This is a genomic window from Vicinamibacteria bacterium (genome assembly GCA_035570235.1).
Classification (GTDB): domain Bacteria; phylum Acidobacteriota; class Vicinamibacteria; order Fen-336; family Fen-336; genus DATMML01.
Map to the genome: position 1 here is coordinate 67,484 of DATMML010000072.1, position 26,389 is coordinate 93,872.

The window sequence follows — 26,389 nt, forward strand, 5'->3', positions numbered from 1 at the left end:
GTCCACGGCGTCGAGCTACGGCTGGCGGCCCGCGCGGAGCTCCGTCAGCAGAGCCCCAGCCTGGGTGGACACCCGCTCCGCGTTCGCGGACTTCAGCTTCTCGTAACCACGGATGAGATCCGGCAGCCGGGCCAGCTCCATGACTCGGGAATGGGTCTCCGGCTCAAGGCAGGCCAGTGCCGCATCGATGAGGTCGCGGTACCAGCGGATGAGCCTCCGCTCTTCACGTCGCATGGCCGAGTAGCCGAAGGGGTCGAAGGCGGTGCCCCGGAGCCGCCGCAGCCCGCGGAGTATCCGCAGGGCGGGCACGAACCAGGGGCCCAACGCGAGCTTCTTCTTCAAGCCGAGCGCCCGCAGTGCAGGCGGATGCAGGTGGAACACCACCCGGGTGGGGGCTTTGAAGAGCCCTCGGACGCGCACCGCGAGCGAGTCCTTCGTGTGGAGGCGAGCCACCTCGTACTCGTCCTTGTAGGCCATGAGCTTGTAGAGGTGCCGTGCCACCTCCCGAGTGATCTCCCCTCGCCCCGGCGTCGCGTGCGTCTCGCGAAGGGCGGTCTGAAGCACGAAGTCCACGTACCCCCGCGCATAGCGGGCGTCCTGGTACCGGATCAGCTCACGGATGCGGATCGACAGCAGGCGCCTCGTCTCCTCGTCGAGATGGCGGCAGCGATCGAGCTCCGCCGCGAGCGCCTGGAGGTCTCGCGGGCCGAGCGCCGCCTGTGATTCCGTCTCGGACAGGCGGCTCTGGGCATCTCCTCCCCCCGCCAGGTCCTCGACGCGCCGGGGAGAAACTAACCAGAGTCGCCCATAGCGGAAAGCCTGGATGTTGAGATCTGCGTCGACGCCATTGAGAGCGATAGCCTTCTCGATGCTGGTCGCACTCAGCGGGAGCCACCCGGCCTGGTAGGCCACGCCGAGGACCAGGAGGTTCGTGGCCATGTGATCGCCGAACAGGCCCTCGGCGAGGTGCCGCGCTGCCACGAATATGATCTCTCGGGTGGTTTGACTCGCGATGGCGTCGGCCAGAGGCCGGAGGGGAGGGGCAAAGTGCACGTCACGAACCATCTCGCCGCTCGGCAGCATGCTCGTGTTCACAACCGAGTTGGTGCGCGTCGGATCGCAACGGCTCAGGTTGGCGGCGGTGCCGGCCGCCAAGAGGTCCAGGGCAAGGTAGAGGTCGGCCTGACCGAGCCCGACCTTGTTGGCGGCGGCCTCCTGGGTGGCGGGAAAGACCACCAGGCTGGAAAGAACCGGCCCCCACTTCTGGGCAGCGCCGAGTTGGTCGTAGCTCAGAGCCCGCAGACCGTCGATCAACGCCGCCCAGGAAAGGATTGCGTTGAGGGTCACGACTCCCGTGCCCCCGACCCCTGGTGCGTAGATGTGGTAGGGCCGGGAGATGACTCTTTGGCTGTGGTCAGGCGGCAGGTCTTCGAGGGCCAGCGCAGGGGGCACCGGTTTGCGATATCCGGTGCCGGGCGCCGTCTCGACGGTCACGAACGCGGGACAGTCGCCCCCGAGGCAGGAATAGTCCTGGTTGCACGATGATGCGTGCACCCGTGTCTTCTCGCCGAACTCCGTGTTCACTCTGTGGAGGGACATGCAGTTGGTCAAGGCGCCGCAGTGACCGCAGCCCTCGCAGACTTCCTCATTGATCATCACGAACCGAGTGGGCGGCGTCGCCTTCCCCCGCTTCTGCTGCCGGCGCCGCTCGTTTGCGCAGAACCCGTCGTAGATGAAGACCGTCACTCCCTGCGTTCCGGCGAGCTGCTCCATCGCTTCGTCCTGATGATCGACACCGTAGACGCGAGCATTGGCGGCCAGGGAGGCGCGGCGATAGGCGGCAGGGGTCTCGGTCACCACCGCCGTCCGCCTCACGCCTTCGATCTCGAAGAGGCGAGTGAGGTCCGGGATGCTCTTGCCACCGACCGGCGACTGCCCGCCGGTGTTCGCGACCACACCGTTGTAGAGGAGCTTAAAGGTGATGTTCACACCGGCGGCCACGCAGAAACGGATGTTCAGGTAGCTCGAGTGGAACAGGGATCCGTCGCCCACGTTCTGGACGATGTGTTTGCGGGAGGCATAAGGAGCGAGGCCGATCCACGGGAGCCCTTCGCCGCCGAGCTGGGTCATGGAGACAACTTGCCGCTCCGGCTGCTCGATGACGGAGGCGAACGAGTGGCAACCAGGGCTTCCCCACGCGAGTTGCCCAGGCAGGAGGCGGGTGGACACGTTGTGGGGACAGCCCGAGCAGTAGTTTGGAGTCCGGCCGACGGCCAGCGAGAGTGCCTCCGCGGACCTCTCCGCCCGGTCGCGCACCGCCGCGATCGCGGCCAGCCTCCTGCCGATGCGCCCCGCAAGCTCGGGGTGTGGCTGGGCCAGGCGGAGCAGGCGAGGCCCGAGGGCGCTGGCGATGACGTCTGCATCCATGCCGCTGTGGATCGGCATCAGGGGCGACCCGTTCTCGTCGGACTTGCCCACGATCTGCGGTGAGAAGGGCGCACCGTATAGCGCCTCTTTGACCTGAGCCTCGAGAAAGCCGCGCTTCTCCTCGATCACGACGATCTCGCGGAGGCCGCGCGCAAAGCCCTGGACCAGCCGGGCATCAACTGGATAAGTCAGGCTCATGCGCAGCAGCCGAACACCCAAGGCGTGCAGGGCGGGTGGGCCCAGTCCCAGGTCGAGGAGGGCCTGCTTCAGGTCGGCCCATGACTTGCCGGCCGTGATTACCCCCATCGCGTCACTTGGGCCGGTGACCTCTATCCCGTCCAGCGAGTTGGCCCGCGCATACGCGAGTACGGCCTGGTGACGCTCGTAGTAGAGGCGCCTCTCCGTTTCGATCGTGAGACCCGGGAAGAAACGAAAATCCGTGGATTTCTGAAACGGCCGACCATCAATCTCCAGTTCGGGCCTCACCAGGCGTGGGCGGTGCGGACCCACCTCCACGATCTGCCCGCCGTCAGCGAGCTGGGACACTAGCTTCATGGCCACCCAGCAGCCGGAGTAGCGGGAGAGGGCGATGGCATGAAGGCCGAGAGTCAGGAACTCTCCGGTGGAGGCCGGGTAGAGGATGGGCATCGCGTGGCCCATGAACGCGTAGTCCTGCTGGTGCGGCATGGTAGAGCTCTTCGCCTCGTGGTCCTCTCCTGAGAGCACCACGACCGCACCATTGCGGCTCGTGCCCGCGAAATTGCCGTGATGGAGGGCGTCACCGCTCCGATCGACGCCCGGCCCTTTGCCGTACCAGAGGGCGACCACGCCGTCGACCGTGGAATGAGGGTAGTGGTCGAGCATCTGCGTCCCGCTGATCGCCGTCGCCGCGAGCTCTTCGTTGGCGCCGGGCACGTGGAGGATGTCATGCTGGGGCAAGAGACCGCCGGCCTGCCCCAGCGCGAGGTCGTAGCCACCCAAAGGGGATCCCGGATAGCCGCTGATAAACGTGCCGATGCGAAGCCCGGCCTTTCTGTCGCGGCGGCTCTGGTCGATGGGGAGGCGCACCAGTGCCTGCATCCCCGTGAGGTAGACCGAACCCTCTTCGCGGCGATAGCGGTCGCCGAGAGCGAGTGGAGTGGAGGGGGCGTCTCTATTCATGGCATTAGGGCGAGACGTTTGCGGAACAGATCCCATCACCCATCGAGACAAGCCCCTCGCGAGGCATCCAAAAGCGGGAGTCTAGCGCAGGCGGGTTCATTCGCCGGGGTTCCATGGACAGGCATTTCCCCCAGGACGGGGAGCTTGAGGGGGGAGGGCGAGCGATCGATACTTGCGTGATAATGCTCTATTGTACTAGAGTTGAACAAACTGGCAAATGGCGGCGTGGCTGGGTGATTCCGAGCGCGGCGCGATGGGGTTTCTAGGATGGCGAGGAAGGACAGTCTGAAGAGCCGGGACCATCTTCAGGGCGTCTCCGAGCTGGGGCTCGAGTACCGCCGCCACGCGCCGCAGTCCTGGGCACTCCAGGAGAGGGCGAGTGCTGTCCTAGTCGACGGTTTGAGCCACGGTATCCGTGGCATCGCAGGGGTTGCTCCCCGGATCGTCGAGGCCCGGGGCGCCTGGATTCGAGACGAGGAGGGTCACTGGATCCTGGACTTCTGGCAGGGACACTTCGCGAACATCCTCGGCCATAACCCAGAGTGCGTCACCGGGCCGCTTGCGCACGCCCTCGCGGAGCGGCGAGGTCTGCAGACCGGCCTCGTCCACGAGTCCGAGTGTCAACTGGCGGAGCTTCTTAGCCGGCTCACGGGTGCTGAACGGGTCCGCTTCACGACCAGCGGCGCGCTCGCCACGATGTTCGCCGTCCTTCTGGCCAGAGCCTTTACGAACCGAGATCTCGTCCTGAAAGTCGGCGGCGGGTGGCATGGAGCCCAGCCCTGGAGCCTCAAGGGCGTGCGCTTCCAGAATGGATTCCAACGGCCGGAGAGCGAGGGTCTCTCCGCGGCTGTACCCGCCCAGGTCTTGGTCACCCGCTACAACGATCCCGATGCGCTCCAGGACGTGTTCCGACGCAAGGGGAATCAGATCGCCTGCTTCATAGTCGAGCCGTTCGTGGGTGCGGGTGGCCTCCTACCCGCGCGCCCCGACTTCCTTTTGGAAGCTCGACGTCTCACCGAGCACTACGGTGCCCTCCTGATCCTAGACGAGGTGATCTCCGGCTTCCGCTTCCGGGCCGGGGACACCGGGCGCCTGTTCGGCATCCGAGCCGACCTGAGCCTTTTCGGAAAGATCTTGGGGGGCGGGATGCCGCTTTCCGCCGTGACCGGCCGGAAGGAGGTGATGGCCCTGCTCGGGGAGGGCTCGGGGCGGGTCAGGCTGCCCGGCGGTACGTTCTCAGCCCATCCGGCGGCCCTCACCGCCGGGAGGCTCATGCTCGAATACCTGGAGAAGAATCAGGCGCGTCTCTATCCGCGGCTCGAGGCGCTCGGCGAAGCCGCGCGGGCGATCGTGGAAAGGGCGCTGGGGGCAGAGGGCATCGACGCTCTCTGCAGCGGCGGCGGCAACGAGGCGCTGCCCCCGAGTTCGCTCGTCGGAGTCCATTTCCGATGCGCTGAGGGTGGGTCCCTTGAAGCGCCCGACGATGTTCAAGACCCGGAGCTATTCGATCCCGTCCTCGGAGAGAAGCTCTTGAGGCTTGCCCTGCTGCTGGAGGACGTGCACGTGGTGCACGGGGTAGGTGCGCTGTCATTGGCCCACGATGATTCCGATCTGGCTTTTCTGGAGGCCGCTCTTCACCGCGCCGCAGGCCGGATGAGGCCCTACCTAGGCTGAAGTGTGGGGAGGTCGCGCGGCGAGGGCACGCACAATATCTGGAACGAATCGGGCGGCGTCAGCTTCGAGATCGCGCAGAGACCTCCACCGTTGAACGCGACTTTCGGATGGCCAGTCGCGTCTAAGGTACGGGCGTCCCCAAAAAAGGAAAAAACGAGGAGGGCATGATGCGCTGGCTGACAGGACCCGTACTGGCGAGCCTGATTGTGACGACGGGGTATGCTGCCGCCCCCACTCCCGATGTGCAAGATGCGGCGGGCCAGCTCGAGACGTTCGGAGCGCGGCTCGAGGGGGTGGGCTTCTCCGGAGCCCTCCTCGTCGCCAAGGATGGACGCATCCTCCTCTCAAAGGCCTACGGCTACGCTGATCGGGCTCGAGGCATTCGCAACACGGTGGACACCGTCTTCCCGGTGGGCTCGATCACGAAGCAATTCACTGCTGCGGGGATCCTCGCGCTGGAGCAGCGCGGCGCGCTCAGCACGGGCGATCCAATTACCAAGTACTTCCGCGATGTTCCTCCGGACAAGGTAGGCATCACCATCCACCACCTGCTGACCCACAGCTCGGGGTTGGTGGGGAGCCTCGGTGGGGATAAGGAGCCAATCGGCTGGGACGATTTCTTCAAGCTTGTGATGAAGAGCAAGCTGCTCTGGCCGCCCGGAACAAAGTACGAATACTCCAACGTCGGTTTCAGCGTCCTGGCCGGGATCATCGAGCACGTGTCGGGCCAGCCCTGGGAGCGCTTCCTCAGAGAAAACCTTTTTCTCCCGGCCGGAATGCAACAGACGGGCTGCGTGCTCCCGAAGTTCGCTCCCGATATGGTCCCCCACGGCTACCAAGACGACGACGACGTGGGGACCTTCATAGCTGACTACGGCCCCGAGGGGCCGTATTGGCACCTCCGCGGCAACGGCGGCATCAACTCGACGATCGGCGACATGTACCGCTGGCACCAAGCGCTTCTCGGGGATACCGTCCTCTCGGCGGAGTCGCGCCGCAAGGCCTTTACCCCCTACGTGCGAGAGGGCGACGACGCCGATTCGTTCTACGGGTATGGCTGGGCGCTGTTCAAGTCGCCCCGCGGCACAAACATCGTCACGCACAACGGCGGAAACGGTATCTTTACGGCGGAAATGATCCGCTTCGTGGACGAGGGGGTTGTGGTGTACGGCGCCGCGAACGACTCGGCTTTTGCCGCATGGGAGCAGACTCCCCGCCTAGCCGCGCTCCTGTTCGGCGGTACGGTGGAAGTGCCGCCCGCGGTCGTGGCGTTGCCCGGGCCGGCCCTCGAGGAGCTGGTCGGGCACTACACGGTGCCATCCGGGTCCGGCTTCGACCTACAAAAGCATGGTGGCGGATTGTTGGCCCTGCCGGACGGACAGGAGGCCGTGAACGCCCTGGCGGCTGTTCGTCCGCAGTCCCAGGCCCGCTATGCGACGGTGGCCGCGAACACGCAGACCCTCCTGGAGAGGATCGTTGCGGGGCGGACCAGCACCGCTGATGGTGACTCCGCCTGGGACGTCAGCGAGGAAATGTACCGACGCGAACAAGCGCGCCGTCAGCGCCTGGAGAGCGACCTCGGACGCCTGAAAGCTGCCCATGTACTCGGCACCCTGCCCGCCCCGGAGGGGAGGGGCCGGGTCATTGCGCGGCTCGACTTTGCGAAGGGCTCCCGGTATCTCCGTTGTCTCTGGGGGCCCGGTGGCCGACTCTGGCACATCCGTGAGCTAGGCCAACCGGTGGGAGTCCAGCTCTTCTCGGAGTCGCCGACCGTCCTTTTCTCGTACACTCCTTCTAGCGGCGGCATCCGTCGTGTCGAGATCGTGAGGAGGGTCGACGGCCGTGTGGAGGCACTTGCGCTGCAGACGCCGTCGGGCCCCGTACGCGCTACCCGGATGTCCCCGAAACCGTCGTCGGGATCGTCCGGATCCGGAGAAAGCGAGCGGAAGCCATGACGTCCGGAGCGGACGCATTCTCGGCGGAGGTGAGTGGGGGCACTCGACGTATGCGTTGCCCGCGCTCAACTCGACTGGGCCCCAAGGTCCTATTGCTCGCCTTTGGCGTTGCCACGGTCGCGGGGGGCGCGCTCGGAAGTGAACGCCCCGGGGCCGGAGCCGCCCCCGTCTCAGCATGGCGGCTGGTGGTTCTGGGCGTTGTGCAGGATGCCGGCATGCCGCACCTTGGCTGCACCCAGTCCCCGTGCAGGGACGCCTTTGCCGGGCGGCTCCGCAGGGAGAAGGTCTCATCGATAGGCGTCGTAAGCCGCTCCTTGGGGAAGGCCTACCTTTTCGACGCCACCCCGGACTTCCCGGCGCAAGTTGACACGCTGACCGGCGGCCGCGTGCCGGACGGGATCTTTCTCACGCATGCTCACATCGGCCACTACACTGGCCTGATGTATCTCGGCAAAGAAGGGATCGGCTCCCACGATACCCGCGTCTTCTGCACGACGCGCATGGCACGATACCTCAGAGAGAACGGCCCCTGGAGCCGCCTGGTGGCGGACCGAAACATCGCGTTAAGCGAACTGCGGCTGGATCAGCCGCTTGAGCTAGAGGCCGGTCTTAAGGTCTCGGCGTTCAAAGTGCCCCATCGCGACGAGCTCAGCGATACGGTGGGATACCGGATCCAGGGACCCACTGCCACCGCGGTGTTCATCCCCGACACCGACGGTTGGGAGAAGTGGGATCGTAGTCTCCGCCGGCTCGGAGACGAGGTGGATCTTCTTCTAGTGGACGGTACGTTCAGCGGCACCGAGGAGGTGAAGGGCCGGAGCTTCGATGAGATACCCCACCCGCTGGTGCCGCACACGCGTGAGCTGCTGCGGGGAACGCGGGCCCGCCTGTGGTTCATCCACCTCAATCACAACAATCCCCTACTGAACAACGCCGAAGACGTGCTGAGGGAGGGGATGGAGTTCGCTTTGTAGCCACGCCCACCATACGATTGTTCACCACTTGACATGCTCAACAGAACACCATACCCTCGCCTCCAACAAAGGCAGGACGGATCGCCGAGCGTTGACACGGTGGCGCTGGAGGCATCCGCTGACGCGCAGAACCGTAGACTCCCGAGAGCCGAGGGCGTAAGGCGGATCTGATAAGGCTGGAGTGCACGTGTCCAAACGTCAGAGTGGTGTTCTTGACCCCCTGCCCCGGAGCCTCACTCTGCCGGACCTGGTCTGGATCGTCGTGGGCACGGTGATCGGATCCGGCATCTTCATCGTGCCGGCGGTCACCCTTCGCCAGAACGACGGGTATGTCGGTCCGACACTGGTCGGATGGACGCTCGCGGGCGTTTTCTCCTGCCTGGGTGCCCTGACCTATGCGGAGCTGGCAGCGATCAAGCCCGAAGCGGGCGGGCTGTACGTCTACATCCGGGATGCCTTCGGTAGGCTCCCCGCGTTCCTCTATGGCTGGACGCTCCTGGTCGTGATTGGTACAGGCTCCATAGCGGCCCTCGCCGTGGCCTTCGGCATCTACCTGCGCGAGCTGTTCACGCTGCCGCCGTGGATGACAAAAGTGGCAGCCGTCCTCGCAATCGGGCTGATCTGCGCGCTCAACGTGCGCGGCGTCCGTCAGACCGCCGCGGTTCACGCTACAGTCACCGCCCTGAAGCTGGGAGCGATCCTTGCCATGTGTGCTGCACTGCTCGCACTGGGGAGGGAGGGCCCGGCAGTAATGGCACGGATGTGGCCGGACGCGGCCCTCGGCCGCCTCCTGCCAACGATCGGCATGTCCATGCTGGGAGGGCTGTGGGCCTACGAGGGATGGCACTATTGCAGCTTCTCGGCCGGCGAGGCCCTCGACCCACAGCGCAATCTGCCGAGGGCGCTCGGGATCGGCATGGCGATCCTGGTGATGGTTTACACGCTTGCCAACCTCGGGTATGTGGTGACCCTGGGACCGGCCCGCGCCGCGGGAGCCGAGCGGGTGGCCGCGGCCGCCACATCGGTGGTGGCGGGCCCCATTGGTGCTGACCTCGTCACGATCGTTATCCTCTTGTCCATCCTCAGCGCAGCCAACGGAACCATGTTGACGACACCTCGTGTCTACTTCGCGATGGCACGGGACGGTCTCTTCTTCTCGTGGCTCGGCACGCTTCATCCGCAGTACGCGACACCGGCACCAGCGATCTTCGTGGCGGCCATGTGGGCGTCCGTGCTCGCCGTGTCAGGGACATTCGAGCAATTGCTCAACTACGTGGTCTTCTCGGCGTGGATCTTCTACGGCCTGGGGGCGGCAGCGGTATTCGTGTTCCGGCGACGTTTGCCTGGCCCGCGGGCGTTTTCCGTGCCTGGGTACCCCGTGACGCCAATTCTGTTCCTTGCCGCGGCCGGGCTTCTCGTCGCCAACACGGCAGTGACGCGGCCGATCATCGCGGCGGGGGGAGCGGCCGCGGTCGCGGTTGGGCTACCCGCCTACCTGCTGCTCTCCGGCCGACGGTCGCAGCTGGACGCGGGCGGGAGCCAGGGCGTGGTGCCAAGGGCATGAAGTCCCAATGCCGACCTGTGGAGCTCCGTAAGATTGAGCCCCGAAGGATGAAAGAGGCAAAAATGCTGAGGTCGGGCCTGGTCGCCTTGGCGCTGGTATGGAGCGCCGCGGCGCCACGCACGCTGGCAGCGCCGCGGCTGAACGTGTTCATTTCCACGGACATGGAGGGAGTCGGCGGGGTTGTTGGAGAAGCACAAGTACAGGCCTCGGGTTACGACTACGATTTTTCCCGGCGGATAATGACGGCGGAGACGAACGCGGCGGTTGCCGCGGCCTTTGCGGCGGGCGCGACCCGCGTCACCGTGATCGATGCGCATGGCTCGGGCACCAACCTGATGGCCCGCGACCTCGATCGACGAGTCATCCTGGTCTCCGGCTTTCCCATGCCCGGCGGGATGATGCAGGGGATCAGCTCCGATGAGGACGCGGTCGTGTTCATCGGGTACCACGCGCATGCCGGCGTTGCCGACGCCATCATGGGACACACCTACACGGACGGTCTCCGCCGGGTGGTGCTGAACGGTCACGAGGTGGGGGAGTTCGGGCTGAACGCGGCACTCGCGGGACACTTCGGCGTACCGGTCGTATTCATGTCAGGTGACCGGGCCGCGATCGATGAAGCACGAGGCCTCTGCCCCGCGATCGAGGGAGTTGTGGTGAAAGAGGGCCTCACCCGGTCGGCCGCCCGCTTGACGCACCCGGAGGAGGTTCAGAAGAGGATCTCGGACGGCGTTGGGCGGGCGCTGGCACGCCGCTCGGGAGTCCCCCCGGTTCGCCTGACTGCTCCCATCACCCTTGAGGTGGAGCTCGCGACGACCCTCCAGGCCGACAACGCAGCCCTCGTGCCCGGCGTCGAGAGGGTCAACGGCACCACGGTGAGGTACCGCTCCGACAGCATGGTCGACATCTACCGCTTCTCCATGCTGGTGGACCGGCTAACCGGATGATGTGGCTCTCTGGCGCTCGGCCCGGATTCATCACCTGCGCTTGGGCGCTGCTGTCCCTCGCCGGAACGCTCTCGGCCACGGCCGCTTCCCCGACCAAGCTCAAGGTGTTCGTATCCGTCGACATGGAGGGGATCGCGGGGGTCGTGGTCGAGCGACAGACAGGCCCGGAGGGTCACGACTACGCTCTCCATCGCGAGCAGATGATGGCGGAGGCCAACGCCGCGATCGCGGGCGCCTTCGATGCCGGTGCCACGGAGGTGGTGGTGCTCGACTCGCACGGTAGCGGCACGAACTTGCGCCCGGACTTGCTCGACCCTAGAGCCTCGCTGATCTCGGGCACGCCGCGGCCATGGGGGATGGTGGCCGGCCTGGACGGGAGCTTCGATGCGATGGTCTTCGTGGGCTACCACGCCAGCGGCTCCGTTCCGGATGGTGTGCTCGCCCATACGTTCAACCTGTCCCCGCTGTCGGTTCGACTCAATGGGCAGGTCGTCGGCGAAGGAGGATTGAGCGCCGCGGTGGGGGGGCATTTCAACGTCCCCGTCGTCTTCGGCGCCGGTGATCGCGCCTTCGTGCGCCAGTTCCAGGGGCTTAGGACAGGAGCCGAACTGCTCGCGACGAAGGATGGCCTTTCCAGCTCGTCGGCCGCGCTCGTCCACCCCTACGTCGTGGTTGAGGGAATACGCAAAGGCGTCAAGGCCGGGCTCGAGCGCCGTGCGACGATCTCTCCCTGGCAGCTGGGCAAACCGATCACGCTTGAGGTTGAGCTGGGGAACACTGCTGAGGCGGATCGTGTGATGCTTATTCCAGCGATGGCCCGAGTGGATGGCCGCACCGTGCGATACGTGGCACCGGATGCGCCCACGATGTACCGCATTTTCGTCCTGATCGATCGTCTCACGGGCCGCTAGCCCACCGCGTGGGGTCCACTCGCCGTGGGGCCGCGCACTAGAGATCGCACCCGGAGCACAGGGCATGGTCGAGTGCGGCCGTAGGAGCGCCCCGGCAAGGCAGAACTCAGCTTGTGAGACAATGAACCAGAGGCGGTCATGTCGATCCAATTGGGACTGGGACTGACGGCAATACTCCTCACACCGTTTGGCCTATCCGATGCCGTGTCCTTCGACCAATCCGCGAGCGCCTCGGATCCCTGGCATGTAGCCGGACCTCCGACCGTCATCTCGCAAGAGGTTCGATTCAGCAACGCCGGTGCAAGTCTGGTTGGTACGGCCTATCTCCCGAACACTGGAGATCGCTTGCCTGCCGTAGTGGTCTTGCATTCTGCGGGAGCGGCGACGCGGGAAGCGGCTCTCTACCGCCATCTGCGAGAAGGATTGCCTGCGTTGGGTGTCGCGGTGCTGATCTATGATCGGCGTGGGAGTGGTCAGTCTTCCGGAAGCCTTCAGGGCGCCGACCATGAGATGCTGGCCGACGACGCCGTCGCCGGACAGCACGCGTTGGCAAAGCTTTCCCGCATTGATCCGGCCAAGATCGGGTTTTGGGGACTGAGCCAGGGTGGTTGGCTCGCCGTGCTGGCAGCGGGGCGCAGCCAGAACGCCGCCTTCGCGATTTCCATCTCCGCGCCGCTCGTCACCGCGGATGAACAGATGCAATTTGCGACGAGCAACTTGCTCGCGGTTCGCGGCTTTTCTCAGGAGGATGTTCGAGAAATGCTCGAGACGCGAAGGGCGTGGACCGGCTATCTACGGGGCACAAACCCACGTGAGGTAGCAATCGATGCTCTAAGCAAGGCACAATCCAAACCCTGGTTCAACCTTACCTACATGCCCAAAGCATCTGATCTCGCTAATGATCAAGCGATCCGCAGGAGTCTGGATGATGACCCTGTGGCGGCTGTTCTGAAGGCTAGGGTTCCGCTGCTCTTTCTCTATGGAGGTTCCGATCCATGGGTTCCCGTCGCTCAATCCATGAAGCGGCTAGAAGCGTTGAGTGGTCAGCGCCACAACATTGAGAGCGGAATCATTCCTAACGCAAACCACGAACTGATGTTTCCGGTGAAAGAGACGATGCAAGTGAACGCTGATACAGATCGCAACGACGCTCCGGAAGCACCCAGTTATTTCATGTTACTCGGATCTTGGCTCTCCCGCCGCTTCCCGAACCGTTGAACAGTCCGTGCCTTTGCCGCGTCGTCTAATGTGGGGGCACGTATCATTCGGCTAGTCTGGGTCACAAGAAGGGCTCAATCTACTGACGTGCTGCGTCGCGCCACGATCCGTTCATTGCAGGCTTCACGTCCTGAAGAGTCGGGTGTGGTCGCTACTCTTTGCGGAACACAATGTCCATGAGGTCGGGGGTGATCTTCTCCGCTGGGAAGGCGTCGACGTTAGTCATCAGGATCAAGGTCGCGTCGGCGTCGAACGACTTGATATAGTCGGCGTTGAAGATGCCGTTCCCGCCAATCACCCGGATCCGTAGCGAGCCGTCATCGCCTTTCTTGACGTAATGCTCCTTAAAATCTGCCCTGGCCGTGATGGGCAGAACAGGGCCGTTTTGCAGGGCCTCCATCAACTTCTGGAGGTCCGCTGCCGTGGCCAACATCCCACCATTGCCGCGCAAGTTCCATGAAGGCCCGTCTGACGCCCAGGGATGGTCGAGCGGGCTTCCCCAGCGCTTGCCTTTCTCATAGCCCACCGCGAGATCCTCACGCGCCCAAAGCGGGATTTTGTAGCCGATGTTAGGCGTGCCCGCGGGTGTTAGGATGCTCCCTTGCACGTACCGTTCATACGGCTGGCCAGAGACCTTCTCGATGATCATCGCGAGTAGGCTGTAGCCGGCATTGGAGTAGCGGGCCTTCTCGCCTGGTTTGCCTATCAATCTGGACGACAGAGCCTTGTCTAGCACCCAATCCCGAGCTACGACGTCGTAGTCGTCGCCGAAGATGTCGTCCAGTCCCGACCTGTGACTCAATAGTTGTTGCACAGTGATCTCGGCTTTGTCGGGCGGGACGTTCGCGAAGAACCTCGTGATCGGGTCGCTGACGGCGAGCTTTCCATCCGCTTGGAGCTTCCAGATGGCGGACGCGGTGATGGGCTTCACGATCGAGCCGATGTCGAACACCGTCCGGGGCGTGATCGGTCGACCAGCCTCCCGATCGGCGAGCCCGTAGCCCTTTTCCAGTATGACGCTGTCTTTGCGGATCCAGAGGACTGCTCCCGAAAAGCCGCTGCGCTCGAGGGCCTGTAAACGAGCATCGACTTCCACGGCGAGGATGCTTGCACTGGGTCCGGGGGGGGCGGCGCCCGTGGCGGCGGCGAAGGAGAGGCAGCCACAAGCGGCGAGCCCGGGAGCCAGCCAACGGTTGATGTTTCTTCTCACCATGTTTACCGCCGCTCGGTTCGGACGCCACGTCCCGTGAGCTCATGGCTGCCGAATACGGTTCGCTAGAGTCCTGCCATTCCCCCCGACCCTCAGTTGCGCGGGGATGGATAGTCCGGCTCGACAGAGATTCGAGGCTGGGCATCGAGAGCCAGAAGGAAAAAGCCCGTCTCGAGGTCGCTCTGGGGGCCCTGTGCATGCAGGCGGAGCAAGTCCGCCGCGTAATCAAAGTCGCGGTAGGGGGGAAGGCCGAACTCAGCGTTGTAGTTGACGGCGGTGATCTTGCGGACTTGAGTCTTGATCTCCTCGAGCGGAGGTAGCAGATGTGGAGAGTCAGGGCGAAGACGAAGGATATCGAACGGGGTGACCTTGTCGATGTCGGTGAACGGGTCCTTGCGGCGTAGGAGCTCGTTGATTGCCGCGACGTTGATCGCCGAATCAAGAACGTCTGGCCAGAGTTCCCCATTCCTCGAGAGGTCCTTGGCGACCAGATAGGTCTGGAAGGCAACCTCGGCGCGCAGGTCAGGAACATCCGAGAAAAACTCGCCCTTGAAGGGGAGTCCGTGGGATCGTAGCTTCGACACTGCGAGAAGGAGCCACGGATTGCTACGCCCCTGAGGGGAGGCCTGTGTCGGGACGAGCTTTCCCGGGACCGGCACGAAGTCCGCCCCCGTCTTCAAGCCGGCCGCCTTGGGCAGGAGAGCGGTTGCATTGGCTAGCTCCAGATCCATCGCGCGCAGGCTTCCAACCAGGAACTCGTGAGCCTTGTCCCAGAGTTGTCGATCATGGGTTGCTTCGCCTGCGGACGCCACGAGGATCGCGCGGAGAGCCAGGCCTTCCGGCTTGCTCCAGTCCGCGGTGGGGGATAGACCACGGGCGACTTCGGCGGCGATCCTTCCTGCGGCGCGGCGTTCCGAGTCGCGAGCCGCCGGGTCTGGTTCCCGATAGCTGAGTTCGGCCAACACGACCCCGGCATAGGCAGCCAACTCGCCGGTCGACGCCAGTTGGCGCTGGGCCCAGTTGCGCACGCAATCCAGGTAGCGCGCATCTCCCGTCTTGTCGAAGGCGGAGAGGAGGCCCCAATAGAACGCGGCCGCACCTGGACTCGGAGTGCGGGGGGCCGAGCGTTTGGCGTCGTTTTCGAGCGCTTGATCCGCCAGGTGCTTAAGGAGGTTGCCCTTTGCAAGCTCCTCCATGCGGACGGCCTTCTTGCCGGCGTCGGTCACGGCCTCCTTGCGATTCCGGCCAACGAAGTGCAGGAAGGAGTCCTTCAGAGGCTCGCCCTGGGCGAGTGGAGTCTGGAAGCCGAGTAGCTCGCCCACTGTGGGGGCCACGTCGGTCTGGTAGGCGGGCCTATCGACCACGACTCCCTTCTTGGTGTCCGGACCCAGCACGAGCAGCATGATGTGCCGGCAACCCTCACAGAGATCGCCGTGCTCGGCGAACCCCTCACGAACGCCGTCGAGGTGGTACCCGTGGTCATTCGTCAGAATCAGGGTCGTATGGCCCTTGTAGTAGGGGTCCGCCTCGATCGCTTCCCAAAGCTGGGTCAGGAGTCCGTCTTGGTGCTCGACGGCCTTTGTATGCCAGTCCCAATGTCCGCTGTGCGCCAGGTGGTCCGTAGCACCGAAGTTTGCGAAGACAAGTCGGGGGCGGTCCCGCTTCAGGGCGTCGAGGAGCTTGGCAAGGACGTCGGAGTCGTTTTGAAGTGTGCTCTCTCCGATGTCGATTTCGAACTTAGGCTCGAACCGATTCGAGTAACCGGGGAAGGACGTTGTAGGGTCGTACGCGTATCGGCCCTTTCCGAAGAGAACCCACACTTTCTCTGCCGCGACGTTTTGCTCGTCGGCGAGATAGTCGAAGATCGTGGGCATTGTTTGGCGTGCCCCCCGGTTTCGCATCTTCTGCCATGTTCCCGTGGCGAGCGTCGAGTGTCCGGCCTTCGTAATGGTCACGCCGTTGTTGTAGAAGTGACTGTAGAGCGTCCCTTGAGGACGCAACTCCTTCCAAAGGCGGGGGATGAATCGATGCTCCGGGTCACCAAACGTCCTCTCCCAAGAAACGCCATCCATGACGGCGATCACGACGTTCTCCGTCTGATAAGGTCCCGCGGCTCTTGCGGGTACGCCGACAAACGCCAGAGCAGCAAGCAACCACTGTGCGCGTCTCATGGCCTCCCCCTCATCGCGATCCTCCCCAGAACCGGGTTTTCGGACCTTTTAATCGATATTGCTCAACATGTCAACACTTGACTACTTAGGAACCCAGCTGCTATCCAAACTAGTGAACAATAGCATTGCTCAACACGTCCGATGTGGCATATGCTGGCGAGTGATAGGGTTCGGGCTCGCCGGCAGCAGCACCCGATAGGCCGTCTCCCGGCATGCTTTGGGAGGGGATGTCATGACCAAGCCATCGTGCGCGCTTAGAGCATTGCGCCCGGTCGTCCTCTTTGCCCTGAGCCTGCCCGTCGCGTGTCTACTCTGGAGCGCTCTGCGCGCCCAAGACTCCACACCCAATCCGTACGACGCCAAAGCCCATTACCGCAAGCAAGAGTTCATGATCTCAATGCGCGACGGCGTCAAGCTCTACACGGCGGTTTACCTCCCACTCAAGCAGGAACCGGCCCCGTTCCTCCTGTTTCGCACGGTTTATGGTGTTGGAGCTTACGGACCCGACCAATTCGCCCACCAGATGGGGCTTTCCGACCAGTCTCATTCGATAGAGGACGAAGGCTTCATTTTCGTTCGTCAGGACGTTCGCGGGAAGTTTCGCTCGGAGGGTGCATTTGGCACCATGCGGCCGATCTTGGCTGAGAGGCACGGAACGCAAACGGACGAGAGCACGGATACCTACGACACGATCGAGTGGCTGCTGAAGAACGTCTCCGGCCACAACGGCCGTGTGGGCCTCTGGGGCATCTCGGCGTCCGCGACTCAAGTGCTCTACGGAATGATCTCCCCGCACCCGGCGATTCGAGCCGCCTCTCCTCAGGCGCCAGCGGTTGACATGTTTATCGGAGACGACTTCCATCACAATGGCGCGTTTCGCCTCTCCTACACGTTCTTTTGGCTCTCCCGGAACGCTCGGGTCCGTAGCGGTCCGTCAGACTCGGAAGGGCGTCCTTTCGACATGGGCACGCCGGACCAGTACCGGTTCTATCTCGATATGGGCCCGCTCAGGAATGCGAACGCTAGGTACCTCCACGACCAGGTTCCTCTGTGGAACCAATACATGGAGCACGGCAGCTACGACGAGTTCTGGAGCAGTCGCAACATGCTTCGGCATCTGGTCAAGATTCCCTTTCCTGTTCTTACCGTCGCTAGCTGGTTTGATGCTGAGGACTTCTATGGCCCGATGAGCGTCTATCGACAACTCAAGACCACTTCACCGGACGCCCGCAGATACCTCTTCGTCGGGGCCTTCGAACACGGCGGCTGGAACGAACATCCCGACGGCAATTCACTAGGAAACCTCAGGTTCCAGGGCGACCCAGCCGTCTTCTTCCGCGAGAAGGTCCAACTGCCTTTCTTCCGACACTACCTAAAGGACAAGGGACCGCTCGACCTGCCTCCCGTCCTCGCATACGAGACCGGCGTGAACGAATGGCGGAACATGACCGAATGGCCGCCGCAGACGACCGAGAAGCGCTTGTTCCTGCGGGAGAACCACGGCCTCTCCTTCGATCCTCCCACGCAAGCAGGGGTCGCATACGACGAATACGTCAGCGATCCCGATCACCCCGTGCCGTTCACAGTGGAAGTGCGCCGCAACCCCGGTCAACTGTGGATGGTGGAAGACCAACGCTTTGCGGCCACCCGCCCCGACGTACTTGCCTACGAGAGTGAGCCGCTAGCCGAGGACCTCGTGGTAGCGGGCCCGCTCACGGCGCAACTAGTCGTATCAACCTCCGGGACGGACGCTGACTACATCGTCAAGTTGATCGACGTCTACCCAGGCAACGCGCCCAACGACTCTCCTAGGGCCTGTGGCCCGCCCATGGGTCACTATCAGCTCATGCTCTCCGCCGAGGTCTTGAGAGCAAAGTTTCGGGAAAGCTTTGTCAAGCCGGAGCCGATGAAGCCTGGAGTTCCAACTGGGCTGACGATCCACCTCCCCGAGCGCCTCCACCGTTTCCGGAAGGGTCATCGTCTCATGGTGCAGATCCAAAGCACGTGGTTCCCCATCATCGATCGGAACCCACAGCAGTTCGTCGACGTCTATAGCGCCAAGGAGGCGGACTTCCAGAAGGCCGCCCAGCGTGTTTACAGGAGCGGCGACCATCCGTCATACCTTACGCTCCCGCTCCTAACCGACGGCAACAGCGCTTCCGGAGGAGGCCATTGAGCGGTGAGAGCGGGAGAGCGTGTGACACAAACGGCTCCGGTGGGTACGATTGCAAATGGCGTAGGCGGCTGACACACACCGCTGGGTACCAGCTGCGAATTGGACGGGACCACTTCGGGGCGGGACGCGCCAAGTTCCCCCGGCTGGCGCTGGCAGCACACCTCGAGGGGCCGGGTCAGAGGCCGCGCTACTCCTGTGTGGTGTCCACGAGCGACCAGTATCCTGCTCATAAGCTCTAAGCGTGCAACACCCGCAATCGACAGACTGTTCTTCCAGTAGAACTCAACGGGTTGGTGAGGTCGGGTCCGCCGTGTGCCCCAATCCGCGCTGGTGCTGGATGTCCACTAACGCGGAGCGCTTCCCGAGATGTCCCCAGGCGAGCAGAGCGTGACAATGCGATTCCTCCTTGCCGCTTTGAGTGTTCTGTGCCTTGTTGATGACAATGGGAGTCAGCGAGAGCCAGTCGTTGGGCATACGTCACAAGACACCCTCCCCGGCCTGAAAGAGTGCCTCCAGCGTGAACTGGTGCCAAGGGGCTTTGCCGGCGCGGTGCTGGTGGGGGATCGTGATGCGACGCACTTTCAGCAGAGCTACGGCCAGGGCCTCACCTCCGAGACAAAGTTCTATATCGCGTCGATTTCGAAACAATTTGCCGCCATCGCGGTGCTGAAGCTCCAGGAGGGGGGCCGACTCAGCGTCGCAGACGAGATCTCGAAGTTCCTGCCGGCCGTACCTGTGGACAAGACGCATATCACGCTTCATGAATTACTGACGCACACCTCCGGCTTGCCACAGCAGTATGCTGCTGATGGCATCGTCGACCGCGGGGCGGCAATTCGGGCGGTCTTGGCCGAACCCTTGCAATCCGCCCCAGGCGAAAAGTTTCGCTATACCAATGACGGCTACAACCTCGTGGCGGCGATCATCGAGATCACTGCGCGCCAACCGTACGAGGCCTTTCTTAGGCGCGAACTGCTAGACCCCATCGGTCTGGCCGACACAGGCTTTTGGGGCGAACCGACGACTCATGGCGCACTAATCGCTCCCACCATGCGCCCGATTGAGCCCACGCCGAATTGGGGATTCCGCGGGGCCACTGGAATGTACTCAACCACGACTGACCTGTATCGCTGGACCCGCGCCTTGCTTGACCACCGGATCCTTTCGAGTGCGACCACGAACACGCTCTTGCAGCCCTATGTTTCGACGTCCGCTGGCGACTATGGCTACGGCTGGTTCACCTCCGCGACGCCCCAAGGCAATAAGCTGTGGACGGCGGGTTACGAGGACTTTGGTCACAGCGGCATTGTCACTGCGTATCCAGGGGGCAGAATAAGCGTGGTACTTTCAAGTGCTGGAGAGGTAGGGGGCAAGCCGGCCCGAGACGTCGCGAATGCAGCGATCGACCGTGCGCTCTTTGGGCCAAGCTCGCAGTGCGGTTCGAACCCGATCATCGAGGCGCTCGATTCGACCAAGCACCTCGTGCCCTACAGCGTGAGCCTTGAGGTCACGACCTACGCGGGACGAAAAGGGGTGCGGCTCTTGAACCAGCCGCCGCTCGGCTCGGATACGATGGCGGTCGTTCAAGGAACCGACTTACAGGACGGCACGATTGATGTGGACGTAGCCGGCAAGCCTGTCGCGGGTGCGTCCACGGGCGCTCGGGGCTTTATCGGGATTGCGTTTCGGATCGGCACCAATCCAGCGGAATACGAATGCTTCTACCTGCGCCCCACGAACGGGCGTGCCGACGACCAACTCCGCCGGAATCACTCAACACAGTACATCTCCGCACCGAAGTTCGACTTTGACCGCTTTCGCCGAGAGGCACCAGGTGTGTACGAGTCATACGTCGACCTGATACCCGGAGCTTGGACGCACATCCGTATCGTGGTGCGGGGGCAGTCCGCCAAGCTCTTTGTCAACGGAACCAGTCAGCCCGTTCTGATCGTCAACGACGTCAAACACCCCGCGCGCTCCGGGCCCGTCGGCTTGTGGATCGGGGACGAGACCGATGGCTATTTCAGCAATTTGCGAATAGAACCTGAGGGGTGAAGACCCGCGCCGGTCCGAAATCGGTGCGGGGGCTGCCGCTAAAGCCTTGGAGGCCAGCCAGTGACGCGATCCCTCCACGACGTCCAGACGCCCGCTGTCCTTGTGGATCTCGATATCCTGCAGCGCAACGTCTCACGGATGGCGGAGGCCGCTCGCCGGTGCGGAGTTGCGCTGCGGCCCCACGCCAAGACGCACAAGGTTCTCGAAGTCGGGCGGATGCAGATTGTGGCGGGTGCCCGCGGCCTCTGCCTGGCAAAGCCCAGCGAGGCCGAGGTTTTCGCCGCCGCGGGCTTCGACGACATCTTTCTGGCCTACCCGATCGTCGGGCATGACAAGGGGCGGCGTCTCCTCGCTCTTGGGGATCGGCTTCGTTTGACCGTAGGCGCGGACAGCTTGGAGGGGGCTCGGACGCTGGGGGACGTGTTTCACGCTGCGGGCCGGCGTCTCGACATCCTTCTTAAGATCGACGTCGGCTCGCACCGCGTCGGCGTTCCTCCGGAAGACGCGATTGAGATGGCGCGTCGGCTCGTGGAGCTCCGAGGCCTGCGACTACGGGGCGTTTTCACTCATTCTGGCCTCGGCTATCACTCGATGACGCCGGAAACGGTGGTGGAGGCCGGCCAAAGCGAGGGCCGGATCATGGCCGAAGTCGCCCAAGCCTTGCGGAACGAGGGTCTTCCGGTGGAGGAGGTCAGCGTTGGCTCCACCCCCACCGCGCTCTCCGCCATGGCTGTGGGCGGTGTGACGGAATGCCGGCCCGGAACCTACGTCTACCAAGACGCCTCTCAAGTGAACCTCGGTACGTGCAGTCTCGAAGACTGCGCGCTGACTGTTCTCACGACCGTGGTTAGCGTGCCCGCCCGCGACCGGGCAGTCGTCGACGCCGGCAGCAAGACCCTATCCAGCGATCAGCTACGACCGCAAGTCGGTGGCCATGGCTGGATTGTCGGTCGGCAAAGCCGGGTCCAGCGTCTGAGCGAGGAGCACGGCGTCATAGACTTGGTCGAGGGGGAATCCTTGCGTGTCGGCGAGCGCGTGCGCATCCTGCCCAACCACGCCTGCGTCGTCTCGAACCTCCATGACGAGATCCTGGCGGTGCGCGAAGGCCAAGTCGAAGCAGTGTGGAAGGTTGCCGCTCGCGGACGGGTCCAGTGACGACCCGTCAAGTCTGATCGCCCCCGGGAATGGCTAGCGGCGGTCCGACGGGCTGAAACGTCGTCTGCCTCTTCTACCTGCTCTCTGCCGCTTCGTGGCAGAGGAGCTGACCGGTCTTCAGGCCGTCTTCGACCGCAGCCGGCTTAAGGTCGGACTCCTGGCCGAGAGTCTTCCAAACGGGGTCGCTTCTAAACCAATTGAGCCAATTGGTAGAGAGCACTGGATCGAATCCCCGGGCGTCTAGGCGCAGCTGCGAAGGCTTCAACCCAAACAACCGGGGTGGCGTAAATGACCTAGGTCCCGGCAGCCCCGGGCCCTATAGGCAGAGCCGTCGTCGCACGGCCCACACAGAAAAGTCATGAAACTTTCACAACGCACCACAATCATGCGTCGAGAAAACGGGAAGAACTGGCCAAGGCTGTTCCACGTGAGTTCCACTGGTCAAGGCCCGGAAACGGCCGGCGGCGTGTGAGCCGGGCAGCAGGAGTGACGTCTCCTTGGGAGGCTTCCATTGATCACCAATAGCCAGAGTCGGCAAATGAGTCTCGTGGCCCTGGGGCTGCTACTCCTGACGTCCGCTTCCGCCGTCGGGCAGGAGCGCTACGGCAGCATCAAGGGTCACGTTGCTGACCACAGCAACAACCCCTTGCCCGGTGCCTCGGTTCGGGTGGATCCGGGAAACGCGACCGCGGTGACGGACCGCGAGGGCGGGTTTCTCATCGGGAGCCTGGCTCCCGGCAACTACAAGGTCTCGATCGCATACGTCGGGTTCGTAACGGACACCCAGGACGTGGTCATGACCGCGGGGGCCCAGGTCAAGATCGAGTGCAAGTTAAGGCCCGCCGTGAACGTCTCCGAGGAGGTCACAGTCACGGCTTCGCGGTCGCGGGGCGAGGTCGAGGCGCTCAATCAGAAGAAAAACGCTGACAACATCGTGGACATCTTGCCGGCGGAGGTGATCACAAGCCTCCCCAACGCGAACGTCGCCGATGCCATCGGTCGTCTGCCCAGCGTGTCCCTCGAGCGTGACGAAGGCGAGGGCAAGTACGTGCAGGTTCGAGGCCTCGAATCACGGTATACGAACGCAACGATCAACGGGGCCCACATCCCCAACGTGGAAAGCTTCGGTCGTAACCTGAAGCTCGACGCAATTCCCTCGAGTCTCTTGGGCCAGATCGAGCTCCACAAGACGATCTCCCCTGACCAGGACGGGGATGCCATCGGTGGCTCCGTCAACCTCGTGACGAAGATCGCTGGAGATCAGCCGTCATTCAGCATCGGAACTCAAGGGGGTTACGTCGACCTCCAGGGTGGTCGGTATACGTACCAAGTCGACGCCACCTATACCAACCGATTCGGGCCCGACAAGAACCTGGGTCTCGTTCTCGGGGCCACGTATGACTGGAACGGCCGCGCGATCAACGACGTCGAGCCCGCGCCGGGGACTGGCAACCTCCCCGACGGGACCCCCTTCGCGAATTTCATGGGCGCAGACTTCCGGGACTACCGGTACAAGCGCAGCCGTCTCGGGTTCGCGGGAGGCCTCGATTACCGGCTCTCGCAGGACTCCTCTTTCTATCTCCGTGGGCTTTACGCGGACTTTCACAATTACGGCGACGTGTTCGTTAACACGGCGACTGCGGGTACCTTCCTCACGCCGACCCTCACGGATAACTCCGGAGGCTTCTCCGGCTACTCTCAAATTCGGACTCACGCAGAGGAGACGTACAGCGTCTCGGCCGGCGGTAAGCACAATCTTGGCACCGCCTTCCTCGACTACAATCTCTCCTACTCCCACGCTCGTCAGACGGGCGGCTTCGTGACCACACCCTTCAGCGGCCCTTCGGCGGCCTTTATGGTGAGCCCAAGCATCTTGTACTTCCCGAAATTCACGGCGCTCGGTGGCGTGAACCAGCTCGATGCAACTCAGTACTCCGTGTCCGCCTACCAAGTCATCGACAACACAACGCCCGACCGCGATGCCGCCGTCGCGCTTAACGTGGCCTTTCCGTACAGGAACGGTGGGGGCGAGTTCAAGATTGGCGCCAAGTACCGGGACGAGGACAAGTCGAACCAGCAGAACAACAAGAATTTCAGTGCCACCGGCAACCCGGCGCTCCTCTTGAGCCAGGCGCCGGGGGATCTCAACGACCCGCACTACTACTTTGGCTTCTACCCTCACGGGCCGAACCTGGACTTCAATGCGGCCCAGAACTTCTTCAACCAAAACCCCGGTGCCTTTGTCGACCTCGTGAGCCAGGACCACTCCCGCAACGATGGCAACAACTACGACGCGAAGGAGAAGATCGCTTCCATATATGCGATGAACACGATCAAGTGGGGACAGATCCACTTGGTAGCCGGAGTGCGGGTAGAGCACACCGACGCGTCCTACAGCGGGTTCCAGGTTCACTTCGACGGCAGCGGAAACTGGGTCGGGACCACCCCTACAGGAGCCGACAACAAGTACACGAGCGTCTTGCCGAGCGTCCAAGTGCGGTACGAGATCGACCCCAACACGAACCTGCGCGCGGTCTACGGGTGGGCGATCGCACGTCCCAACTACGCCGACCTTGTTCCTTCCCTCGTCATTACCGACCGGCGCAATCAAGTGGCCGCGGGAAACCCGAACCTGAAGCCGACCAAGGGGCAGAGCTATGACCTGCTCTTCGAACACTACCTGACGACAGTCGGGGTGATCTCGGCCGGAGCCTTTTACAAGGATCTCAAAGATCCCATTTATCCCGGTTCAGGCACGACCCTCGTCTCGGGTCCCTTCGCCGGATTCCAGCAGATACAGCCCATCAACGGCCCGAGCGCGAAGGTGTGGGGCTTCGAGACGGCGTGGAACCAGCACTTCAGCTTTCTCCCCGGCCTCCTGAACGGCCTCGGAATCGCAGCGAACTACACCTACACGGATTCGAAGGCAACATTTGATCCCTCGACAGGCCGGACGGGGACGGCCCGCCTCCAGCGCACGACGCCCAACGAGTTCAACGTGGGACTGACCTATGACAAGGGCGGGTTCTCACTGCGCGCTGCGGTCACCTACAACGCGGCGACCCTCTTCTCCTACGTCTACACGGACGGGGCGCAGGGTGGTCTCACGGGGCCGAATGGTGACATCTACCTCTATCCGCACACACAGATCGACGCGCAAGCGAGTTACACGTTCAAGAACGGCTTCCAGGTGATCGTGAGCGGCTTGAACCTGAACAACGAGGTGTTCGGCTTCTACGTTGGCAGTCCACAGTGGAATATCCAGCGCGAGTTCTACGGACCCACGATCGGGGTCGGATTCAGGCTGAATCGTTAGCAAGCCCACCCGCGGACGGTCGAGGGCGACAGCCCTAGCGAATGGCTGCCGCCGACGGGTGTGGACTCGCCCATCGGTGCCTGAGGAAAGGCCCCACGCCCTGACCGCCTAGTTTCGGCTTATGACGACTTCTCGGTGAGGGTCAGGTCGTTCACCACTTGGCGGACGCCGGGAACCACCTCGGCAAGGCGTGCGGCCAGCAGGCGCTCGGCTTGGGACCGCACGGAGCCTTCGATGTGAACCAAGCCCGCTTCGCTTCGCACCTGGATTCGAGCCAGATCGAAAGCGCCGGTCGTATACAGCTCGAACTCGACCCTACGCGCAAGCCTGTCCTCCGGACCGCCGGTTTGGCTGCGTGTGTCGATTTCGTTCCGCACGTGGTCGGCGCCAACGGCCGCCTGGGCGATCTTCTGCGCCCCTGCCCGCTCCAGCTCGCTTTCCACCCAGCCGCGCAGAATGACGATGCCGTGGTCAACGTCTACCTTAAGGCTGGCACTAGCGAGGAGTGGCTCGCGCCGGAGGCGTTCCTGTAGCGCCACCTGGGTCTCGAGGTCCGCGATCCGCTGCAGGAGCGTCTCTTCATAGCCAGTCGTTGCCGCCCGGGGGTCTATCACGAGCTCGTTCTGCACGCCGGCAACGCCGGGAGTGTCGGCGGCGATTGCCTCGATGATCGAGCGCGCTTCTTGGGTTGGGACGCGGCCAGCCAGGGTCACGACGCCTGCATGGGCGTCGACATCGATCTTCATGCCGGAGACTCGACGCGAGAGTCCCAGGGCGCTCCGTACCCGCGCCTTCTGGGCCGCATCTATCGAGGTCTCCCGGACGGTCGACAACTTCTTGCCGATCTCACGCAGGTCGAGCCGGTCGGCGTAGGCAAGCACGCCCACGCCTCCGGCCAGGATCAAAGCCAGGGCGATGAGCCAGCGCCGCCGGCGAGCCGGCGGCGGCGTCTTGCTCGCGAAAACAGGTCGGGTGTCTTCTGTCATCTTGGGACCTTCTTTCTGTCCTCAGGCAGCCTGATCGGAGCGCCCGGTAGTTCCCGCCTTCCTTGAAGGTCGCTCATTCCGAGCCGCGGGACTGTGACCTGCGTCATGTCTCGCCTAATGTGATCCAGAGCACAACGGGTTCCCCTTGTCACCAGCCTCCCGCCGTGGTTGCTCCTTCAGCCGGGCTTTTAGTCCTACGAGCGCTACGACCGGCGACCCATGGAAGACACACGCCTCCAATCCCCAAGCAGATCAGCAACTTGAAGCGCCCTCGAAGCTTCCGGCCCAGCAATGATCAGACCTATAGCCGGGTGGAACCGCGCCGGTGCCCCGGTGAGCCACAGGCTAACCGGGGATTAGGACACTACTTGTGAGACTCCTTATGAGCTTCTTCGGTGTGCTCGTGAGCCTGCTTGCTGTGCTCGTGGGCCTTCTTCGCGTGCTCCAAAGCGGTCTTCTCATCCCCCGCTTCGTGATGAAGAGCCGCCA

The 26,389-nt window shown here is 63.5% G+C and carries 15 protein-coding genes; 11 read left to right on the plus strand and 4 right to left on the minus strand.

The features are described 5' to 3' along the window. Positions 1-15 precede the first annotated feature (15 nt). On the minus strand, positions 16-3,588 hold the full coding sequence (locus tag VN461_12855) for an indolepyruvate ferredoxin oxidoreductase family protein (protein ID HXB55670.1): 3,573 nt from the start codon (positions 3,586-3,588) through the stop codon (positions 16-18). 267 nt (positions 3,589-3,855) lie between these two features. On the opposite strand from VN461_12855, the gene VN461_12860 reads away from it, so the two are divergent. The 7 genes from VN461_12860 to VN461_12890 all read left to right on the plus strand — a co-directional run bounded on the left by VN461_12860 (position 3,856) and on the right by VN461_12890 (position 12,831). Further along, positions 3,856-5,262, plus strand: a complete 1,407-nt coding sequence (locus VN461_12860) for an aminotransferase class III-fold pyridoxal phosphate-dependent enzyme (GenBank protein HXB55671.1) — start codon at positions 3,856-3,858, stop codon at positions 5,260-5,262. A 164-nt stretch (positions 5,263-5,426) separates the two neighbouring features. After that, a complete protein-coding gene (locus tag VN461_12865) occupies positions 5,427-7,217 on the plus strand; it encodes a serine hydrolase domain-containing protein (GenBank protein ID HXB55672.1) in 1,791 nt (596 codons plus the stop codon). 215 nt (positions 7,218-7,432) lie between these two features. Next, positions 7,433-8,191 carry an MBL fold metallo-hydrolase gene (locus VN461_12870; GenBank protein ID HXB55673.1) on the plus strand — a complete coding sequence of 253 codons (759 nt, stop codon included), beginning with the start codon at positions 7,433-7,435 and terminating at the stop codon, positions 8,189-8,191. 187 nt (positions 8,192-8,378) lie between these two features. After that, positions 8,379-9,755, plus strand: a complete 1,377-nt coding sequence (locus VN461_12875) for an amino acid permease (protein ID HXB55674.1) — start codon at positions 8,379-8,381, stop codon at positions 9,753-9,755. 62 nt (positions 9,756-9,817) lie between these two features. Further along, positions 9,818-10,702: a M55 family metallopeptidase gene (locus tag VN461_12880; protein ID HXB55675.1), complete on the plus strand. Its 885-nt coding sequence runs from the start codon at positions 9,818-9,820 to the stop codon at positions 10,700-10,702. After that, positions 10,699-11,613, plus strand: a complete 915-nt coding sequence (locus tag VN461_12885) for a M55 family metallopeptidase (protein HXB55676.1) — start codon at positions 10,699-10,701, stop codon at positions 11,611-11,613. The genes VN461_12880 and VN461_12885 overlap by 4 nt, the downstream gene beginning before the upstream one ends. A gap of 138 nt (positions 11,614-11,751) precedes the next feature. Then, entirely contained in the window at positions 11,752-12,831 is a 1,080-nt protein-coding gene (locus VN461_12890) for an alpha/beta fold hydrolase (protein HXB55677.1), read from the plus strand. Between the two features lie 151 nt (positions 12,832-12,982). Here VN461_12890 and VN461_12895 read toward each other — a convergent pair whose 3' ends face one another. Both VN461_12895 and VN461_12900 read right to left on the minus strand, forming a co-directional pair. Continuing rightward, positions 12,983-14,044, minus strand: a complete 1,062-nt coding sequence (locus VN461_12895) for a serine hydrolase domain-containing protein (protein ID HXB55678.1) — start codon at positions 14,042-14,044, stop codon at positions 12,983-12,985. Positions 14,045-14,133: 89 nt separating this feature from the next. Next, on the minus strand, positions 14,134-16,212 hold the full coding sequence (locus tag VN461_12900; GenBank protein ID HXB55679.1) for an alkaline phosphatase family protein: 2,079 nt from the start codon (positions 16,210-16,212) through the stop codon (positions 14,134-14,136). Between the two features lie 388 nt (positions 16,213-16,600). Between VN461_12900 and VN461_12905 the strand changes: the two genes are divergently transcribed. From VN461_12905 to VN461_12920, 4 genes are all read left to right on the plus strand, one after another. Then, positions 16,601-18,388, plus strand: a complete 1,788-nt coding sequence (locus tag VN461_12905; GenBank protein HXB55680.1) for a CocE/NonD family hydrolase — start codon at positions 16,601-16,603, stop codon at positions 18,386-18,388. 393 nt (positions 18,389-18,781) lie between these two features. Beyond that, complete coding sequence (locus VN461_12910; GenBank protein ID HXB55681.1) at positions 18,782-20,443, plus strand: serine hydrolase; 1,662 nt, start codon at positions 18,782-18,784, stop codon at positions 20,441-20,443. 60 nt (positions 20,444-20,503) lie between these two features. Then, on the plus strand, positions 20,504-21,598 hold the full coding sequence (locus VN461_12915) for an alanine racemase (GenBank protein ID HXB55682.1): 1,095 nt from the start codon (positions 20,504-20,506) through the stop codon (positions 21,596-21,598). A gap of 538 nt (positions 21,599-22,136) precedes the next feature. Further along, the gene (locus VN461_12920) at positions 22,137-24,914 is read left to right on the plus strand and encodes a TonB-dependent receptor (protein ID HXB55683.1); all 2,778 of its coding nucleotides are present in this window, start codon (positions 22,137-22,139) and stop codon (positions 24,912-24,914) included. A gap of 119 nt (positions 24,915-25,033) precedes the next feature. Here VN461_12920 and VN461_12925 read toward each other — a convergent pair whose 3' ends face one another. Beyond that, entirely contained in the window at positions 25,034-25,900 is an 867-nt protein-coding gene (locus VN461_12925; protein ID HXB55684.1) for a BON domain-containing protein, read from the minus strand. Positions 25,901-26,389 lie beyond the last annotated feature (489 nt).